The sequence below is a fragment of the Brevibacillus sp. FW301-21C12A genome (genome assembly GCF_058788915.1).
On record NZ_JBYTBG010000007.1, the window covers coordinates 23,633 to 39,500 of the forward strand.

Below are 15,868 nucleotides of genomic sequence, written 5' to 3' on the forward strand. Positions count from 1 at the left end.
AGTGTACGCCAGAAAAAGCCATCTGAAAAATAGCCATTCGTTATCGCGGACGATTCCTTGCGCGAATGGCAGAAAAAGAAAAACGCTGCCTTCGAGAAGTCATCCTGTTCTCGAAGCAGCGGTCCGCGGCTGGTCGCCCGCTCTGTTGGCGTTTAATACGAATGCGGAAAATCCATGCGCTGCATGAAGTTCACGAAGGCTCTCACATTTTGCAGCTCCAGGGAAGCCTTGTGGTAAAACATCCAGGTGCTGCGCTTGACGGGCTTGTTCGCGGCGTCCTTAATTTCGATCAGGTACAAGTTTTGTTTGCCGTTTGCGACCAGGCGGGGGAGAATGGCGTAGCCGAGTCCGTTTGCGACCATTTCGCCGCACGTATCCGCCTTGTCCACTTCCATTCCGATCCGGGGCGGCGAAGAGTAGTTTTCGGCCCACCAACTGTCCACCAGCGCCTGCAATAGCGGGTCTGTCTTGTAGTCAATGCGCGGCAGGCGCGGCAGGTCGGCTACATCGACGGGGTCTTTGGAGACGATGCACACGCTCTCCTCAAACAACAGCAGCTTCCCATCCGGCCAATTGTAATTGCCGCGAACAAAACCGACGTGCACATCCTGGTTGTACACAGACTGGTACACGTCTTTGCTCCAGCCCGTCACGACCTTGAACTCTACCAGCGGATACTCCTGCTTGAACAGCTTCAACAGACCTGGCAGCTTGTAGTGGGCAAAATAGTTGGAGACGCCCAGCCGCAGCGTGCCGCTCACCTGCTCGCCCATATTGGCGACGTGCTCCTTGATTTTGCGCAGACGCAAAAGCATTTCATCCGCGCAACTCGCCAAATACTCCCCTTCTGGCGTAAAGTGGACGCCTCGCCTGCCGCGCTGGACAATTTGCACGCCAAACTCTTTTTCGATCTGCCGCAGCCGTTTGGTCAGGGCAGGCTGGGACAAGTACAGACTTTTTGCCGTCCGGGTGATGTTTTGTTCCCGATAAAGCGTCTGGAGAATCGACCAGTCCCGATATTCCATGGCTACAGTGTCTCCGCGTGGTCTTGTGCGACGCGGTCCTCCCCTGATTTTTCACGCTTGCGCTTCAGGTACGTGCCAACAGCAATGACCACCAGTGCCAAAGCGACCGGCAAAATGATGTGCAGCGCTGGCAACACCCCTTCCAGAAACGCTCCGACTACTTTGTCGCCGACGATCATCTCGCCTGCGGTGTAACCGAGCAAAGCCGCCCCCAACAGCACGATGACCGGAAAACGGTTCATCAAAAGCATCAGCAACTGGCTGCCCCAAATAATCAGCGGGATGCTGACGGCAAGTCCGATGACGACGAGCAGCATGTTTCCGTTCGCAGCCCCCGCCACAGCAATAACGTTGTCCAGACTCATGATGAGGTCGGCAAAAATAATCGTTTTCAGCGCCTCCAACATGTTCGAGCCGCCGCCAATATGGGTCTCCTCTTCCTCGCCCTTCAGCAGCTTGACGGCAATCCAGATGAGCAAAAGTCCCCCGACCACCTGAACAAACGGGATCTGGAGCAGCCAAATAGCAATAAAGGTCAGGATGACCCGCAGTCCGATCGCTCCGAAGCCGCCCCAGAAGACTGCTTTCTTTTGCAACTCTGGACGCAAGTTGCGACAAGCCAGCGCGATCACGACGGCGTTGTCCCCACTCAAGACCAGATTGACGATGATGATCTGTAGTAAGCTAAGTAAGAATTCTGTCATGATGGCCCCCTCCAAAGATGATGATAGTGACAATAATAGACCTTTTCATTTTCGCGTGCAGTATTTTTTTCGGATTTGCCTGCACTTTTTTGCCGTAAGCGTTATCAAAAATAGAAAAGGTCTGCCACTCTGACAGACTTTTCTTCTCTTTGCATTTTGGACGTGCCGGGCGAGGCTGGTGCGAGTAGCCCGCTCAGCTTTGCCCCTTGTATCCGTACACGGAGTAATCCGCCTTCACTTTGCGAATCGCGTGCCAGACGGGCAGCCCTCGCGCAACCCAGCGCAGCGCGGACATGATGTTTTGCTCGTTTTCAAACTGCTCGACGATGACTACCGTCTTTTCATTTATATACGATTGCAGTTCCTCCCAGCCCATGGACGAATAACGATCATTGCCGTACGTGCGAAGCGCCAAAAAGTCTTCGCGCTTCGGCTCCTGCAACTGCAAAAGCTGCCGGATCGCCCTCGCGCACTCGGGATGGACGGCTGGGCTGGACGCGCCAGTAACACGCTCATTCATTCGCGCATGCCTCATTTCTGCTTATAGCTGTCCTCCTAGCATAAGCAATCCCGCCGTTTCCTACAACCCAATCTGCCTGTTCGCAAACGAAAAGCTCCGTGCAGCCTTCGTTTCCCTTCCGCCAAAAAGCCAGTCCCCGGCCGGCTTTCTTTTTTCACGCTATACCCATTCCGAAAACAAGCTTCGCCATGAGCGCGGCGGACAAGACGACGGGCTCCCCGTTGCTTGCTTACTCTGCCGCTTCCCCGCCAAAGTCCGGAAAACTTTCATGCAGCCGTAGCGGCGGGACGATCTGTGCTTCGTCATCGTTTGCTTCAACGAGATCGTTGTTCCTCCCTGATTGGTATGTACAGCGCCTCGGGCGGCACTTCCTGGATGACTCTTCTCGTCTTGATGCCGATTGCCGAGCTGCCGATCCGGTGCATCTCATCCAGCAGCCGGCAGAGCAGCATTGGCTCGTGGCGAAACGCGTAGCCTGTCGTGATAATCAGCTCGTTCGGGCGGAGAAACCCTGTCAGATCAGGCATTTCGACGGAGCTTATGTAGTAGATTTCTTTGGAAATTCCTTCGCGTCCGGCCATGATTTCCGCTCCGCGAAAAACGGGTAGCTGCAGCAGCCGCTAAACGGTAAAGGGAGTGTTTTCCATGGATTCACCTCATCGCGCTGGCTATTGGCTACATGCTATCACAAAACAGGGGACAGAAAAACGGCAACGAAAAAGGCCGTCATCACTTTGCCAGGATAACGACCTCTTGTGCTTTTGCTGATTCAGTTTTTCCGCTTTGGTCTTCGTCGTCCGCTGCCTCATGTCGGCAAAGGCGAAGATGCTTCTGTTCAGCTCCGGGTTGCGCTTGCCTTCCCGCGCCAGCTTTTCCCGCTGCTTGCGTGCGTTGCTTTTTGCCATGCTCGCTCACTCCTTTTTCCCCGGCACGCCTGCAGGCTATAGCACTGCAGTTGCCGTCCTTGCTGCTATCATAGTACGCTTGCCAGTCCGATGCAACAAAAATAGGGGCTTATCTACGCACACTTGTCCACACCATTGCCATGCTGCTGCATACAGTGAAAGGGACAGGAGGTGTTGATCTCTATGAAAAAAACGGCGACACGCGTGGAAAATCAAGTGTACTCCAGCCGGGTTCTGCGTTCGGAATTCGATCGAAACTGGCGTACTGTCGTATCGAGAAGCGGATACGTCATTTATATCGCAACCGTGAACCGGGCGAAAATCAACGTGCTTTTGGCAGATGGCGCAAGAAAATTGCTCATCTTCGGCGCAAAAAGGCCGGGATCAACCCCGACCTTTTTGTGCCCAGCTTTCGCTCTAGCGACTTTTTTTCAGCTTGGCCAAACGGATGAACTGCTCATCTCTGGCATGCAGCTTTTCTGCGACAGAGGTGCGCTCGTACGCGTAGATGCCCGTTCCGGATTTGGTTCCCAGCTCGCCTTTTTCCACGCGCTCGGCGATGATCGCCGGAGCCGTTGTGGACTGGTCCAGCTCTGGCGCCAAATTGTCCATAACCCGCTTCCACGTATCGAGGCCGCCGAAGTCCGCCGTTTCGATCGGACCGACAAACGCCCAGCGAAACCCGATGCCTTCTTTCATGACCGTGTCGATTTCCTCCGCGTCAGCCACGCCTTCCGCCAGCAAATGAAACGCCTCTCTCATCAGCGCCGCTTGCAGCCTGTTGGCGATAAAGCCTGGCACATCTTTTTTCAGGAGCACAGGCGCCTTGCCAATCCGCTTCATCAGCTCGACTGTCGCTCTGACGACTTCCTCCGCCGTCTTTTCGTGGCGGACAATCTCGACCAGCGGCACGAGCTGCGCCGGGTTGAAAAAGTGGGTGATGATAAAACGGTGCGGCGACTGTGCTTTTTCAATCAGCCGCGCAATCGAAAACGTCGAGGTGTTGGACGCGATGATCGCCTCCGGCTTCGCGTACTGCTCCAGCGTCGCAAACAACTGCCACTTCAGCTCGATCACTTCCGGCACCGCTTCTGTAATCACATCGGCATCGGCCACCGCCTGCTGCAAATCGGTAGTCAGCGTAATCCGCTCCAGCGCATTGGACTTGTCTTGTCCGGTAATGACTCCCTCTTGTTCCAGCAGCGCCAGACTCTGTTCGATGCTCGCCTTTGCTTTGTGCAGCAATTCTTCCTGCAGGTCATACAGCGAAACAGGGAAGCCTGCCAGCGCATAAAGCTGGGCGATCCCATGCCCCATAACCCCTGATCCGATAACCGCTACGTGCTTTGTCATGTGAAGAACCTCCCGGGAAGTAGGTAAACCGCTCTTTCTTCGAAAAATTTCCACAATCCGCGGCTAAATCCTGCCCGGCGCAGCAGAAAAGCTGTACATCCGGCTATGCCTTCCACCGGACGTACGGCTTTCTTTCGCTTCACAAAAAGCGGCGGTGCACCTTTTTGCCATCGTACGTAAATATCACTTGCCGATCTTCCACTGTCGTCTCCAGGTGGATATTTTTTCCCCACAGCGTGTAAATGTAGGGCAGCGTCTTCTCCACGTACTTCACGTCCAGCTCCAGTCCTTCAAAGTGATGCTTGAGCAGCAGCTCGCCAGTCCGCAAGTAGTCTCCATCGTGCACCAGCACATACGGGAAGCCGCCGTTGACCCGCGTGGCAGCAAGCCCGTCGCGCACCTGCTCCCACTGCTTTTCGGTCACGACCCAGTCGTTGCCCTGCTTGCCGAACATGTACAGGTCCAGATCGCTCACCAGGTCTTTCGTCAGGAAGTTGCGAATGAAGCTGATGTCCGACTCCAGCTCGCGCACTTCAAAAATTTTCGTCCGTCCCTCTCCCGGCTTGCGTCCGAAGCGCTCCTGCTCTTCTTTTGTCGGATTGTCCCAGCGTCGTTCAATGTCTTCGAAAATTTTCAAGCCCAAATGATATGGATTAATGCTCGTCGTCGACGGCTGGATGACCGAGGAATGCAGCTTGGCAAATTCAATCGTCTCCGACTCCGTCAGATCCAGCTCGCGCAAGATGCGCATATGCCAGTAGGTCGCCCAGCCTTCGTTCATGATCTTCGTCTCCAACTGCGGCCAGAAATAGAGCATCTCGTCGCGGATAATCGTCAGCACATCGCGCTGCCAATCGTCCAGCACATCGCTGTACTCCATGATGAACAGCAGCAAATCTTTTTCCGGCTCGGGCGGGAATTTGCGCACTTGCTTGGCCGGATCGGCCTCGACTTTTTCTTTGCGGTCCAGTCGCCACAGGTCGTCGTATGGCGAAGTGCGCTCGACCTTGCCTTTTTTCGTCGGCTCCTCAGACTCCCGCTTCCATCTGAGCTTGGGACGAAGCAGGCCCGGATCAATGTGCTCCTGAATCGCCAGGCTCGCATCCAGAAGGTTTTCCACCGCTTCCTTGCCGTACTCGATCTCGTACTGGCGAATCCGCTCGCTGCTGGCGGCCATGCTCTCGACCATGTCGCGATTCGTGTTGGAGAAGCGCATGTTGTTTTTGAAAAAATCGCAGTGGGCCAGCACGTGGGCTACGATCAGCTTGTTTTGGATCAGGGAGTTGCCGTCGAGCAAAAACGCGTAGCACGGGTTGGAGTTGATGACCAGCTCGTAAATTTTGCTCAGGTTCAGGTCGTATTGGAGTTTCATGCGGTAGAAGCTCTTCCCGAAGCTCCAGTGCGAAAACCTGGTCGGCATTCCGTACGCGCCAAACGTATAAATGATATCCGCCGGGCATATTTCGTATCGCATCGGATAAAAATCAAGGTTGAACCCCTTGGCTATCTCCGTGATCTCATCAATGGATCGCTCCAGTTCTTTGCGCTCGTCGCCTGTCATTGCATTTCCCCCTCCATTCGCCAAAGCCTACTTTATGTATATGGGGCTGATGGGGAAAAGACGCCAGCGTTCTTGTGAAAAAACGGTCTTTGTCTGTTTTTGGGAGCAAGAAAAAGCGCCCCCACATCAGGAAGCGCCTTTGTTATCGTTTTGTGTTGTCCTTATTTCTGGAACCAGTCGCGCACGCCAGTATAAATAAGTGCGCCCGAGAAGACCAGCATGGTGATGAGGCCAATTCCATCCACAACCGGATTCAGCCCATTCAAGAACGTGCCATCCAACGGAGTTTCCAGCAAAGCGTAGCCACCGAGAAGACCACCTGCCAAGGAAAGCCATTTGCTCATGTCCACGTCACCTCCCTAGACAACAGCCTGAAAATGAAGCCGCTGCACTACTTCACTCTATGTCGGAAGCTGACAAGCGGTCTGTACGATTGTCCGGCGTGCTGTTCATCAAATTGCAATTGGGCATGGGCCATCGTTGTGCGGTACAATAAAGGTGGACACATGTGCATAATGGAGAACGTAGAAGGAGTGAATCACGCATGAAGCTGTTTTTGCTGCTGGGCAGTATTAGCGGCTTTCTCTCTGTCGCGCTTGGCGCATTTGGCGCTCACGCCCTGAAAGAAAAGCTGGACGAATATTCACTTGGCATTTTCCATACCGGGGTGACCTACCAGACGACTCACGCTCTGGCGCTCGTGCTCGTCGCCTTGCTGCTCAAATGGTACCCGGACTCTTCGGGCCTCGTCTGGGCCGGATGGTGCTTTGCCGCCGGGACGCTGATTTTCTCCGGCAGCCTCTACACGCTGGCGATGACCGGTATCAAGGTGCTTGGCGCGATTACGCCGATTGGCGGCGTACTGTTCCTCGCGGGCTGGGCGCTGCTCGCCATCCATGCCTGGAAAGTTGTCTCGTAACCCCTGTCTTGCTGCGCACTTACGCCCAATCCTCGACGATTTGGGCGTTTTTCTTTTGTTTCAGGAGAGCATGCTGACCAGCACGCCGCTCTGTCCTCTCAGCCCGGCGGCACCCTCGCTGGACGTATGCCATATGCTGTAGGGCTGGCACTAACTGAATCGCTAAGGAGAGGAAATCATGACAAAGCCCCCCTACGCGCGTCCCTCCTACTATTACGGCCTGCCTGACATGTACATGCAGATGGGATACTTTCCTTTTCCCACGCCGCCTCCCCCGGCCCAACTGAGCAGAAACAGCCCTTACGCCCACCCGCTGGCCGATCCGTGCAAATCGTACATGGGACAAACGGAAAAAATAGAAGCTTCGGACGGCGAGCACGGCTTCGCTTCCCTGGTCAACCCGCTGCGCTCCAGCGTCCTTTTATACGTAAACCAGTGGCTCCTCACCAACTTCTCTCCCGCTCCCCTCGAAGCGCACATCTGGTTTGGCAAAGCGAGCAGCATCGGCAAGGCGAAGACGTCCAGCCAGGTGACATCCGGCTACATCCAGCTCGCTGCCTGTCCCGCCGCCCAGGGGCAAATCATGTTCGGCTCAGGCAGCGCTCACGGCGAACGGGATGGCGTATTCGCGTCCACCCGGATCATCCCGCCGCTGACAACGACAGGCGCCGAGCCGCACGGTCAGTGGGTGATCGGTCCGGGAATGGCGATGGTCGTCCGTGTGCCGGATGCAGGGGAAAAGTCGTCCTTTTCGTTTTGCGTGAACTGGTGGGAGCAGCCTTTGTATGAGGCATGACAGTAAAAAAGGAAAAAGCCCGATGCTTTTTCCCATTACATACGTTTTGGTGGGTAGAAGCAGATGTGCGGGATGTGGAGCAAACGGGCGTGGGGGGCGCAAGTGCGTGGACGGGGCGCAATCCTGCGGGCGCGGTGCAATCCTGCGAACGGCGCATTTGTGCGGACGAGGCCCAATCCTGCGAACGGCGCATTTGTGCGGACGAGGCCCAATCCTGCGAACGGCGCATTTGTGCGGGCGCGATGCAATCGTGCGGACGAGGCACAAATATGCGCAGGACGAGACCCAGCCCCACAAGCTACACCCTGCCGAGCAGCGACCAACCGCCCCCTTCCCCCAACCCAAACACAAAAAAACGAAGACGCATGCCTCTCGCACCGTCTTCGTTATCGACTCCGTTATTTTTTCTACACACGCATGTTGAAAATCCAATTCCCGTCTGCTACAATGGAAATTGGTCTTTAGGTCACTTCTCGATATATGTTCACTATAATCCCAATATAATAGTACCACATTGGATTTCATTTGTCAAACCTTCAGATCAAAAATGGGGAATGAAAAAGGAGCGGTACCATGAGCGCTACTGAGCAAGACAGGCAAAACGAGCAACAACGGGTTGAGACAGTCGTCGCAGAAATCAGCAAACGGATTTCCGAGCTCAAGGAGCAGGTAAAAGTCGTGAGTGAAGATATTGTCGGAATCCGCAAGCATTTTTGGGACGATGTGACAGTCAACTTCGAGGATGCCACCGAGGCGATCGAAACTTACGTCAGCATCAAGCAGCAGGCTGAAGTATTGTCCGAGCGGGAGCGCAGCCACCGTCATGCCCTGCATCAGTTGCGTACCATGCAGCGGTTGTTGCACTCTCCCTATTTTGGCCGAATTGATTTTCGCGAAGAAACGGAGCCTCGCTCCGAACGCATTTATTTAGGCATCGCGTCGCTATTGGACAAAAACGACGAGCATTTTCTCGTCTACGACTGGCGCGCGCCGATTTCCAGCCTGTACTACGACTATTCGCCGGGCCCTGCCCAGTACGATACGCCAAGCGGAGTCGTTTCCGGCGAGATTACGTGTAAACGGCAATACATCATCCGCGACGGGAAGCTGCTCCACATGTTCGATACAGGCGTGACGATTGGCGACGAGCTGCTGCAGGAAGTGTTGGGTAAACAAGCCGACTCGCAAATGCGCAGCATCGTCGCCACGATCCAGCGCGATCAGAACCGGATCATCCGCAACGAAAAAAGCCGGCTGCTGATCGTCTCCGGGGCGGCTGGCAGCGGCAAAACGTCTGCGGCGCTGCAGCGCGTCGCCTATTTGCTCTACCGCTACCGCAAGACGTTGACTGCGGAGCAGATCGTCCTGTTCTCCCCCAACTCGCTGTTCAACAGCTACATCTCGACGGTTTTGCCGGAGCTGGGCGAGGAAAACATGCAGCAGACGACCTTCCAGGAATATGCGGAGCATCGGCTTGGCGACGACTTTCGCCTGGAAGACCCGCTGGAACAGATGGAGTACGTGCTTACGGCAAAAGACCAGCCGGAGTACGCGGCGCGGCTGGCCGCCATCCGCTTCAAATCGTCCGCGCTGTTTTTGCGGGTCATGGATCAGTACGCCAAGCGGCTGATGCAGGCCGGCATTGTGTTTCGCCCGATTGTATTCCGCAACCGGACGCTTATATCCGCCGCGCACATCCACGAGCTGTTTTATGCGCTGGACACCTCCCTGCCGATTCCAAACCGGATGAGCCTGGTAGCCCGAGCATTGCTGGCAGAAGTCAAGCAACTGGAGCGGCGTGAACGGACGCAGCCGTGGGTCGAGGACGAAATGGAAATGCTCGACAAAGACGCATTCGCCGCCTACCAGCAATTGCGCCGCAAAAAGCAGTTTCGCGAGGACTCGTTCGACGACTTTGACCGCGAACAGGAGCTGTTGGCAAAGCGGATCGTCAAACAGCATTTCCAGCCGATTCGCGACTTTGTTGCCGCGCTGCAATTTATTGATACGAAGGCCACTTACGAGCAGTTTTATGCCAATCCTCAACTGCTCGGTCAACTGCTGCCGGACGAACAAAGTCAAATTCCGGAGGCGTGGCCCGCAATCTGCTCCATGACGCTTGCGCAAACCAAACAGGCACAGCTTGCCCAGGAAGACATTCCGCCCTACCTGTACTTGCAGGAGCGGCTGGAAGGCCAGCAGACGAATAATCTCGTCCGCCACGTTTTCCTCGATGAAGCCCAGGACTACTCTGCCTTCCAGTTTGCGCTCATCAAGAGCCTGTTTCCGCGCGCCAAAATGACGGTGCTCGGCGACTGGAACCAGGCGATTTACGCGCACGCGTTCCACAACGAGAGCTTCGGCACTGTCGCGTCGCTGTTTGAACCGCAGGAGACGGAGACGTTCGTCCTGACGAAAAGCTACCGCTCGACCTTGCCCATCGTCCAGTTCACGCGGCAGTTGGTGGAAGGCGGCGAGCGGATTGAGCCGTTCAACCGCGCGGGGCTGGTGCCCACTGTGACGAAGGTGCACAGCCGCGACGCTCTCGCGAAGCAGATTGAAGAGCGCATCCAAAAGCTGCTGGCAAACGGGCACAAGACGATTGCCGTCATTACGAAAACGGCAGCAGAAGCCGAGCAAGCCCATGAACGGCTGGCCAGCCGCATGCCGATCCGGTTGATTACGACCTCGACCTTGTCCTACGATACCGGCTGTCTCGTCATCCCGGCGTACTTGGCAAAAGGAGTCGAGTTCGACGCCGTCATCATTTACGACGCGTCCTCGGCAAGCTACAGCGAGGAAAGCGAGCGCAAGCTGTTTTACACCGCCTGCACGCGGGCCATGCACGAGTTGCACCTGTACTACTGCCAGGAAAAAACGCCTTTGCTTGCCGCTGTATCTGCCGACAGCTACGAGCATCTGGAGACGGACCAATAAATGCAAAAGACCCGGCTGCGCCTTTTCCCTAGCCGGGTCTTGCTTTTGTCTGCTGAAAGCCGACGCAGATCGTGACCGCAAGCAATATCAGGTCCAACTCGTATCCGCCGATAAATCCTTGCTTCCACTTCACGGTCACAATCGTCCCTGTCATGACCCCCGCCAGCCCCCAGGCCGCGTATTTCGCCCCGATGCCGAGCAGGAAGACGAGCCCGCCGATCAACTCGATCCCCAGCACCAAATAGGCGAGCCACCACGGCAAGCCGAGATCGCCAAACATTTGCGTGACAGCGTCCATCCCCTTTTGCAGCTTCGCCAGTCCGTGCAGCAAAAACAGCAAGCCTGTTGTCATCCGCAAGACAGTGAACGCCTTTTCGTAGGCCATAGTCGCCCCCCCCCTCACTTCTACCATATGCCGGACGCTGGACAATCAGTCGCGATTGGAAGGGAGTCGCGCAATCAGCGCAAAGCGCGCATGGCGGCAGCGCGGGCAGCCCTTGCTTTTCAACACTTCGATCGTCGCTACCTGTTCTCTGGCCCCGACCTTGCTGACGTGGGCGCATTTTTGGCAACGGTACAAACGCTGCGAGCGCGCTTCTTCTCCGGTGTAAAGCGGCTCCGTGAAGGCATGCTCCACGATCGGCGCCGTCTGTTCGGTAGTGGCAAGCACGATCATTTGCCCTTTTCCGCCCAGCATTTGCGCCCCTTCGTACTCGTTGAAATGGCTGATGACTTCGCGGACGCTCACCCCCGCCTGCACGAACTGCTGCTGCATGCGCAACGCAAAATCAGGAGACTTGTGGTCAAAGGAGAGGAAAATCGGCAGTCCTTTGCGTTTTTGCAAGCCGCTGATTCCCCGCGACAAAAACAGGGACATCCCTTGCAGCGTATAGGGCGGATCGGTAAAAAAGCAGTCGTATTGCCGCTGCAATTTCTTCGGCAGCGGCTGGCGCAAATCGGCGCGATGGCAGCGGATCGGCAAGGCATGCTGCTTCGCCACCCCTGTGATGAATTGCAGGAAGCGCTCGTCGATATCGACTACCTCGATCCGCCCGGAGGCTACTTCCTTCCCCGGAAACAGCCGTTTGAGCAGCAAGGCAAGCGAGACGCTGACCAAATCGTCGTCGCCCACACACAATATTTTTTTGCCGACGAGCGCATGGTTTCGCAGGCAAAGGATCGCCCGGCGCAAACTCGTCTCTGCCGTACACTTCGCCTGGTCGAGCTGCACGTTGGCTTGTGGGCGCCGGGACAAAATTTGTCGCAGTTCCTGAGACAGCTCGGGCAGGTGTCGCACTTGATATTACAATCTGTCGCATAAAAAAGCAACCTGTCACCGAAGCAACAGGCTGCTTGACTCACCAATCTATACGCAAGGTTTTCTAATGGCTTTTTTACGTCAGGCGCAGGAACTCGTCGATGTCTGCCACAGCCAGGTCGACTGCTTTTTGCCAAAACTCGACGGTCGTCATGTCTTCGCCCAGATGCTTCTTCGCCAAATCCTCGACCATCAGACGGCCGGTGTCCTGCAGGAGCGCATCGTATTTTGCCGCGAAGCTCTCGCCTTCTTCCAGCGCACGCGCGTACACGCTCAAGCTGAACAAGTAGCCGAAAGTGTACGGGAAGTTGTAGAACGGATAGCTCGTGATGTAAAAATGCAACTTGGACGCCCAGAAGTGCGGCTCGTACTCCGCGAGGGCGTCTTTGAACGCCGTCTTTTGCGCCTCTTCCATGATGCGGTCCAGCTCGGCTGCGCTCACCAGACCTTTTTTGCGCTGCTCGTAGAAGTTTTTCTCGAACAGGAAGCGCGCGTGAATGTTCATGAAGAACGCGACGACGGATTGCAGCTTGTCTTCGAGCAGCACGAGGCGCTCTTCGTCGTTGGCCGCGTTTTTCACGGCAGCGTCGGCGAGAATCATCTCGGCAAACGTCGAGGCGGTTTCCGCTACGTTCATCGCGTAGTTTTGGGCGAGCGGCGGCAAATCCCACATCACCTGCTGGTGGTACGCGTGCCCCAGTTCGTGCGCGAGCGTGGAGACGTTGCTTGCGCTTCCCGCATACGTCATGAAGACGCGGGACTGCTTGCTCACAGGGAAGCTCGTGCAGAAGCCGCCCGGACGTTTTCCCGGGCGGTCCTCCGCCTCGATCCAGCCTTCTTCAAACGCCTTTTGGGCGAACTGCGCCATGCTCGGATTGAAACGGTTGAAGTGCTCGACGATCAAGGCAGCGGCCTCGTCGTACGACACTTTTTTGTGCACGCTTCCGACCGGAGCGGATACGTCAGACCAGCTCAGCTTGTCGATGCCGAGCAGCTTCGCCTTGCGTTCCAGGTAAGCGACGAGACGGTCTTTGCGATTGTCGATCGCCTGCCACATCGCTTCGAGCGTTTTTTCCTGCATCCGCCCGATGTCGAGCGGCTCGCGCAGCACGGAATCCCAGCCACGGTGGCGGTACAGGGCGAGACGGAAGCCGCCCAGGTGGTTGAGTGCTTGCGCGCACAGCTCGGTTTCCTTGCCCCATGCTTCTTTCCATTTGGCAAATACTTGGCTGCGAACGGCGCGGTCCGGATGGCTCATCAGGTTGGAGGCTTGCCCTACGGACAACTGCTTCGTCTCCCCGTCCAGCTCCACTTCGATCGTCATCCGGCCCACCACGGCGTTGTACAAATCTTGCCAGGCGTGGTAGCCGTCCACAGCGAGGTCGCTCGCCAGCACTTCCTGCTCCGGCGACAGCTTTTCCTGGGCGCGGCGACGGCGCTCGTTCAGCACAAACGCGAGCGGCTGCAGCTCCCCGTCCTCCAGCAAGCTGTTCCATGCCGCTTCGTCGATGCGCAGCAACTGTTCATCCCAGCGCGTCAGCACGGCGCCGAATGCAGCGGAGATCGTTTTCACCCGTCCGCCGAGCAGCTTGGCTGGTTCGTCCTTCACATTTTGCGCGGTCAGGCACGAAATGAACGCGCCCGCCTGTCTCATCCGCACCGCGATGCTTTGCACCTCGGAGACAACCTCCAAAAACGCGTCCTTTTCCTGCAAGGCGAGTGCGGCATCCTCTACGCGGGCTTTCAGTTGCGAAATATCTTTTTCCAACTGCTCCAGAAAAGCCAAAAACGCAGTCGACTCGCTTCCACCGGGAAATAATACATCCAAATCCCAACGCTGCGGCAATGCTTTCGTCATATGTATCCCTCCTCCAAAACTCTTGATAAAATAATTTCTATAAGAAGCAGGTGATTCCTTCTAGTTTATGCAGTTCGTCCGGGCGGCTATCATCGCGGCACGTCGCCAGCCATCCCGCGCCTGCCAAAAGCTGCCGCGAGCAGTAGAAAGCCTGGCTGCGCCAAGCCATTGGTGCAACCTTCCTTGCCCTTATACCGGATAAAAATCTTATCAATTCTTATTTGTACGAAAAAACAACTGCCCGCAAGCAGTCGCTTCCAACCTTGCTTTTTCACGCAAGCAATCGCTGCTATCGCACGGGCAAGGTGAACGTCTCTCCTTGCCGCTCGACGATAATCCGATTTTTTTCCTCGCCCGCTGCCGCAAGCAAACGCTGCATCGGTTCGTCTACCGGCTCGCGCGAGAGGACGAACGTGTTCCAATGAATCGGCGCCAGCCATTTGCCCCGGCTCTCCTTGAACATTTGCCACGCCTGCTCGGGCGTGCAATGCGCAGCCTGGTAGGAATCGGGCTTGTAGGCTCCGATCGGCATGAACACGAGGTCAAACTGTCCAAACTCTTGCGGCAAACTCTCCATCGACATGTAGGCAGTGTCGCCAGGGTACAAAATGCGCACGCCGTTTTTCTCGATGACGTAGCCGTTGTAGCCGTAGTCATGGTTCCACGGGAAACGGTTGCCCCAGTGTCTGACCGGAATCGCCGTGACGGTCACTCCGTCTTTTGTCGTCGTGGCTTGCCCCGGGGCAAGCTCCTTGCAGGAGGCAAACGGCATGCGGCGAAGCAGTTTTCCGGTATTGCTGGCCGTGATGACGTGTGTGTACGGATGAGCCAGCCGGCGCAGCGTCGGCAGGTCGACATGGTCCATATGGGCATGGGACAATAAAATCAAATCCACGCTGCCGATCTCGTCAAAATCAAGAGCGGGAGGCGTGAAGCGCCTGGGGCCAAAATGCAGCAGCCCTGCGACGCGAAGTCCCAATTTTTCGCCTAATACCGGGTCAGTCAAGATTTTGGTTCCGTAAACATTCAACAGAATCGTCGAGTGGCCTATCCACGTAAACGTCACCTCATCATCAGACCAGTTCTCAGGCGCAGGCTTCGCATCCAGCTCTCGAAACGGCGGCTTCGGAAGCTGTCCCATATGGTACCAGTAACGGTACGCCACGTAGCCAAAAAAGCCCACAACGAGCAGTCCGAGCAGGTAGCCAAGCCAGATGAGGATCGTACTTTGCATCAGAGAACACCTTTTTCCATAACGTGATTGTCTCATTATAGCAAACGATTCCGTCTGGAACGCAAGGGCAAAACATGCCGGAAACTGCTGATTTCCACATAAAACGCACCTGTCCACTACGCGAAAAAGCACCTGCCCTCCCGTCGCGGAAAGCAGGTGCTGGCAAAGCAGATTGTGATATACTGCTACTGCCGTATGGATCGTTTGAACAAGGAGGAAAACCAATGATTTTGCACAAAGGGGAAACGCTGTTCCGCCAAGGCGAGACAGGGCCGCTCTACCATCTGAAAAGCGGCATGCTCAAAATCAACCGGGTGCACGCAGACGGGACGCTCACGCTGGTCAACGTCATCGTGCCAGGCGAGACGATCCCGCATCACTCGCTGCTCAGCCCGAATCCTTACTACGGAACAGCCGTCGCGCTCGTCACCTGTGAGGTCGAAGTGCTGTCCGCGGCCGACTGGTACCGCGAACTGGAAGAAAACCACGAGAAATGCCGGGAGATCGCCTTGCAGTTGCAAGGAAAGCTGCGCATGATGCAGCAGCGCATCGACCAGTTGTCCGAAGTATCTCCGGCGGAAAGACTGCGCAAGCTGCAACTCTGGTTCCAGTCGTTCGTTCCCGTCGCTTCCCTGTCCGAAGTGCTGACCCAGGACGAAATCGGCCAGTTCATCGGGCTGCGCCGGGAAACGGTCAACCGCTTGCTGCGTGCCCAGTCAGGCGCCCGCAAGTAAGCGC

Annotated in this window: 16 protein-coding genes and 1 pseudogene; 5 read left to right on the forward strand and 12 right to left on the reverse strand. The window is 56.0% G+C overall.

Annotated features, from left to right (window positions below; translation table 11 throughout):
- Positions 1 to 152 precede the first annotated feature (152 nt).
- The 5 genes from AC3WQH_RS06735 to brfA form a co-directional block, all read right to left on the reverse strand.
- The gene (locus AC3WQH_RS06735; protein ID WP_429775426.1) at positions 153 to 1,025 is read right to left on the reverse strand and encodes a LysR family transcriptional regulator; all 873 of its coding nucleotides are present in this window, start codon (positions 1,023 to 1,025) and stop codon (positions 153 to 155) included.
- 2 nt (positions 1,026 to 1,027) lie between these two features.
- Complete coding sequence (locus tag AC3WQH_RS06740) at positions 1,028 to 1,729, reverse strand: TerC family protein (RefSeq protein ID WP_005835033.1); 702 nt, start codon at positions 1,727 to 1,729, stop codon at positions 1,028 to 1,030.
- A gap of 193 nt (positions 1,730 to 1,922) precedes the next feature.
- The gene (locus AC3WQH_RS06745; RefSeq protein WP_003842489.1) at positions 1,923 to 2,249 is read right to left on the reverse strand and encodes a hypothetical protein; all 327 of its coding nucleotides are present in this window, start codon (positions 2,247 to 2,249) and stop codon (positions 1,923 to 1,925) included.
- Positions 2,250 to 2,563: 314 nt separating this feature from the next.
- Complete coding sequence (locus AC3WQH_RS06750; RefSeq protein WP_309520847.1) at positions 2,564 to 2,866, reverse strand: PucR family transcriptional regulator ligand-binding domain-containing protein; 303 nt, start codon at positions 2,864 to 2,866, stop codon at positions 2,564 to 2,566.
- 51 nt (positions 2,867 to 2,917) lie between these two features.
- The gene (gene brfA / locus AC3WQH_RS06755) at positions 2,918 to 3,154 is read right to left on the reverse strand and encodes a ribosome rescue factor BrfA (protein WP_005835037.1); all 237 of its coding nucleotides are present in this window, start codon (positions 3,152 to 3,154) and stop codon (positions 2,918 to 2,920) included.
- Between the two features lie 183 nt (positions 3,155 to 3,337).
- Between brfA and AC3WQH_RS06760 the strand changes: the two are divergent.
- Positions 3,338 to 3,523 (forward strand): annotated as a pseudogene (locus AC3WQH_RS06760) (hypothetical protein); the annotation flags it as partial.
- Between the two features lie 48 nt (positions 3,524 to 3,571).
- Here the strand turns inward: AC3WQH_RS06760 and AC3WQH_RS06765 are convergent.
- The 3 genes from AC3WQH_RS06765 to AC3WQH_RS06775 all read right to left on the reverse strand — a co-directional run bounded on the left by AC3WQH_RS06765 (position 3,572) and on the right by AC3WQH_RS06775 (position 6,412).
- Positions 3,572 to 4,507 carry a 3-hydroxyacyl-CoA dehydrogenase family protein gene (locus AC3WQH_RS06765; RefSeq protein ID WP_005835039.1) on the reverse strand — a complete coding sequence of 312 codons (936 nt, stop codon included), beginning with the start codon at positions 4,505 to 4,507 and terminating at the stop codon, positions 3,572 to 3,574.
- Positions 4,508 to 4,646: 139 nt separating this feature from the next.
- Complete coding sequence (locus tag AC3WQH_RS06770; protein ID WP_007781691.1) at positions 4,647 to 6,068, reverse strand: SpoVR family protein; 1,422 nt, start codon at positions 6,066 to 6,068, stop codon at positions 4,647 to 4,649.
- A 161-nt stretch (positions 6,069 to 6,229) separates the two neighbouring features.
- Positions 6,230 to 6,412, reverse strand: a complete 183-nt coding sequence (locus AC3WQH_RS06775) for a hypothetical protein (RefSeq protein ID WP_005835043.1) — start codon at positions 6,410 to 6,412, stop codon at positions 6,230 to 6,232.
- A gap of 200 nt (positions 6,413 to 6,612) precedes the next feature.
- Here AC3WQH_RS06775 and AC3WQH_RS06780 point away from each other — a divergent pair, with 200 nt between their 5' ends.
- The 3 genes from AC3WQH_RS06780 to helD all read left to right on the forward strand — a co-directional run bounded on the left by AC3WQH_RS06780 (position 6,613) and on the right by helD (position 10,720).
- On the forward strand, positions 6,613 to 6,987 hold the full coding sequence (locus AC3WQH_RS06780; protein WP_005835046.1) for a DUF423 domain-containing protein: 375 nt from the start codon (positions 6,613 to 6,615) through the stop codon (positions 6,985 to 6,987).
- Between the two features lie 178 nt (positions 6,988 to 7,165).
- Positions 7,166 to 7,783 (forward strand): DUF6143 family protein, encoded by a 618-nt coding sequence (locus AC3WQH_RS06785; protein ID WP_005835048.1) that lies wholly within the window; start codon positions 7,166 to 7,168, stop codon positions 7,781 to 7,783.
- Positions 7,784 to 8,356: 573 nt separating this feature from the next.
- Positions 8,357 to 10,720: an RNA polymerase recycling motor HelD gene (gene helD, locus AC3WQH_RS06790; RefSeq protein WP_492331956.1), complete on the forward strand. Its 2,364-nt coding sequence runs from the start codon at positions 8,357 to 8,359 to the stop codon at positions 10,718 to 10,720.
- A 28-nt stretch (positions 10,721 to 10,748) separates the two neighbouring features.
- Here helD and AC3WQH_RS06795 read toward each other — a convergent pair whose 3' ends face one another.
- The 4 genes from AC3WQH_RS06795 to AC3WQH_RS06810 all read right to left on the reverse strand — a co-directional run bounded on the left by AC3WQH_RS06795 (position 10,749) and on the right by AC3WQH_RS06810 (position 15,130).
- Positions 10,749 to 11,105 (reverse strand): DoxX family protein, encoded by a 357-nt coding sequence (locus AC3WQH_RS06795; RefSeq protein WP_492331957.1) that lies wholly within the window; start codon positions 11,103 to 11,105, stop codon positions 10,749 to 10,751.
- A gap of 45 nt (positions 11,106 to 11,150) precedes the next feature.
- On the reverse strand, positions 11,151 to 12,017 hold the full coding sequence (locus AC3WQH_RS06800; RefSeq protein ID WP_492331958.1) for a bis-aminopropyl spermidine synthase family protein: 867 nt from the start codon (positions 12,015 to 12,017) through the stop codon (positions 11,151 to 11,153).
- Between the two features lie 97 nt (positions 12,018 to 12,114).
- The gene (locus AC3WQH_RS06805; protein WP_007781666.1) at positions 12,115 to 13,896 is read right to left on the reverse strand and encodes a M3 family oligoendopeptidase; all 1,782 of its coding nucleotides are present in this window, start codon (positions 13,894 to 13,896) and stop codon (positions 12,115 to 12,117) included.
- 289 nt (positions 13,897 to 14,185) lie between these two features.
- Entirely contained in the window at positions 14,186 to 15,130 is a 945-nt protein-coding gene (locus AC3WQH_RS06810) for an MBL fold metallo-hydrolase (protein ID WP_007781661.1), read from the reverse strand.
- A 224-nt stretch (positions 15,131 to 15,354) separates the two neighbouring features.
- Here AC3WQH_RS06810 and AC3WQH_RS06815 point away from each other — a divergent pair, with 224 nt between their 5' ends.
- Positions 15,355 to 15,864 (forward strand): Crp/Fnr family transcriptional regulator, encoded by a 510-nt coding sequence (locus tag AC3WQH_RS06815; protein WP_007781659.1) that lies wholly within the window; start codon positions 15,355 to 15,357, stop codon positions 15,862 to 15,864.
- The last annotated feature ends 4 nt before the right edge of the window (positions 15,865 to 15,868 follow it).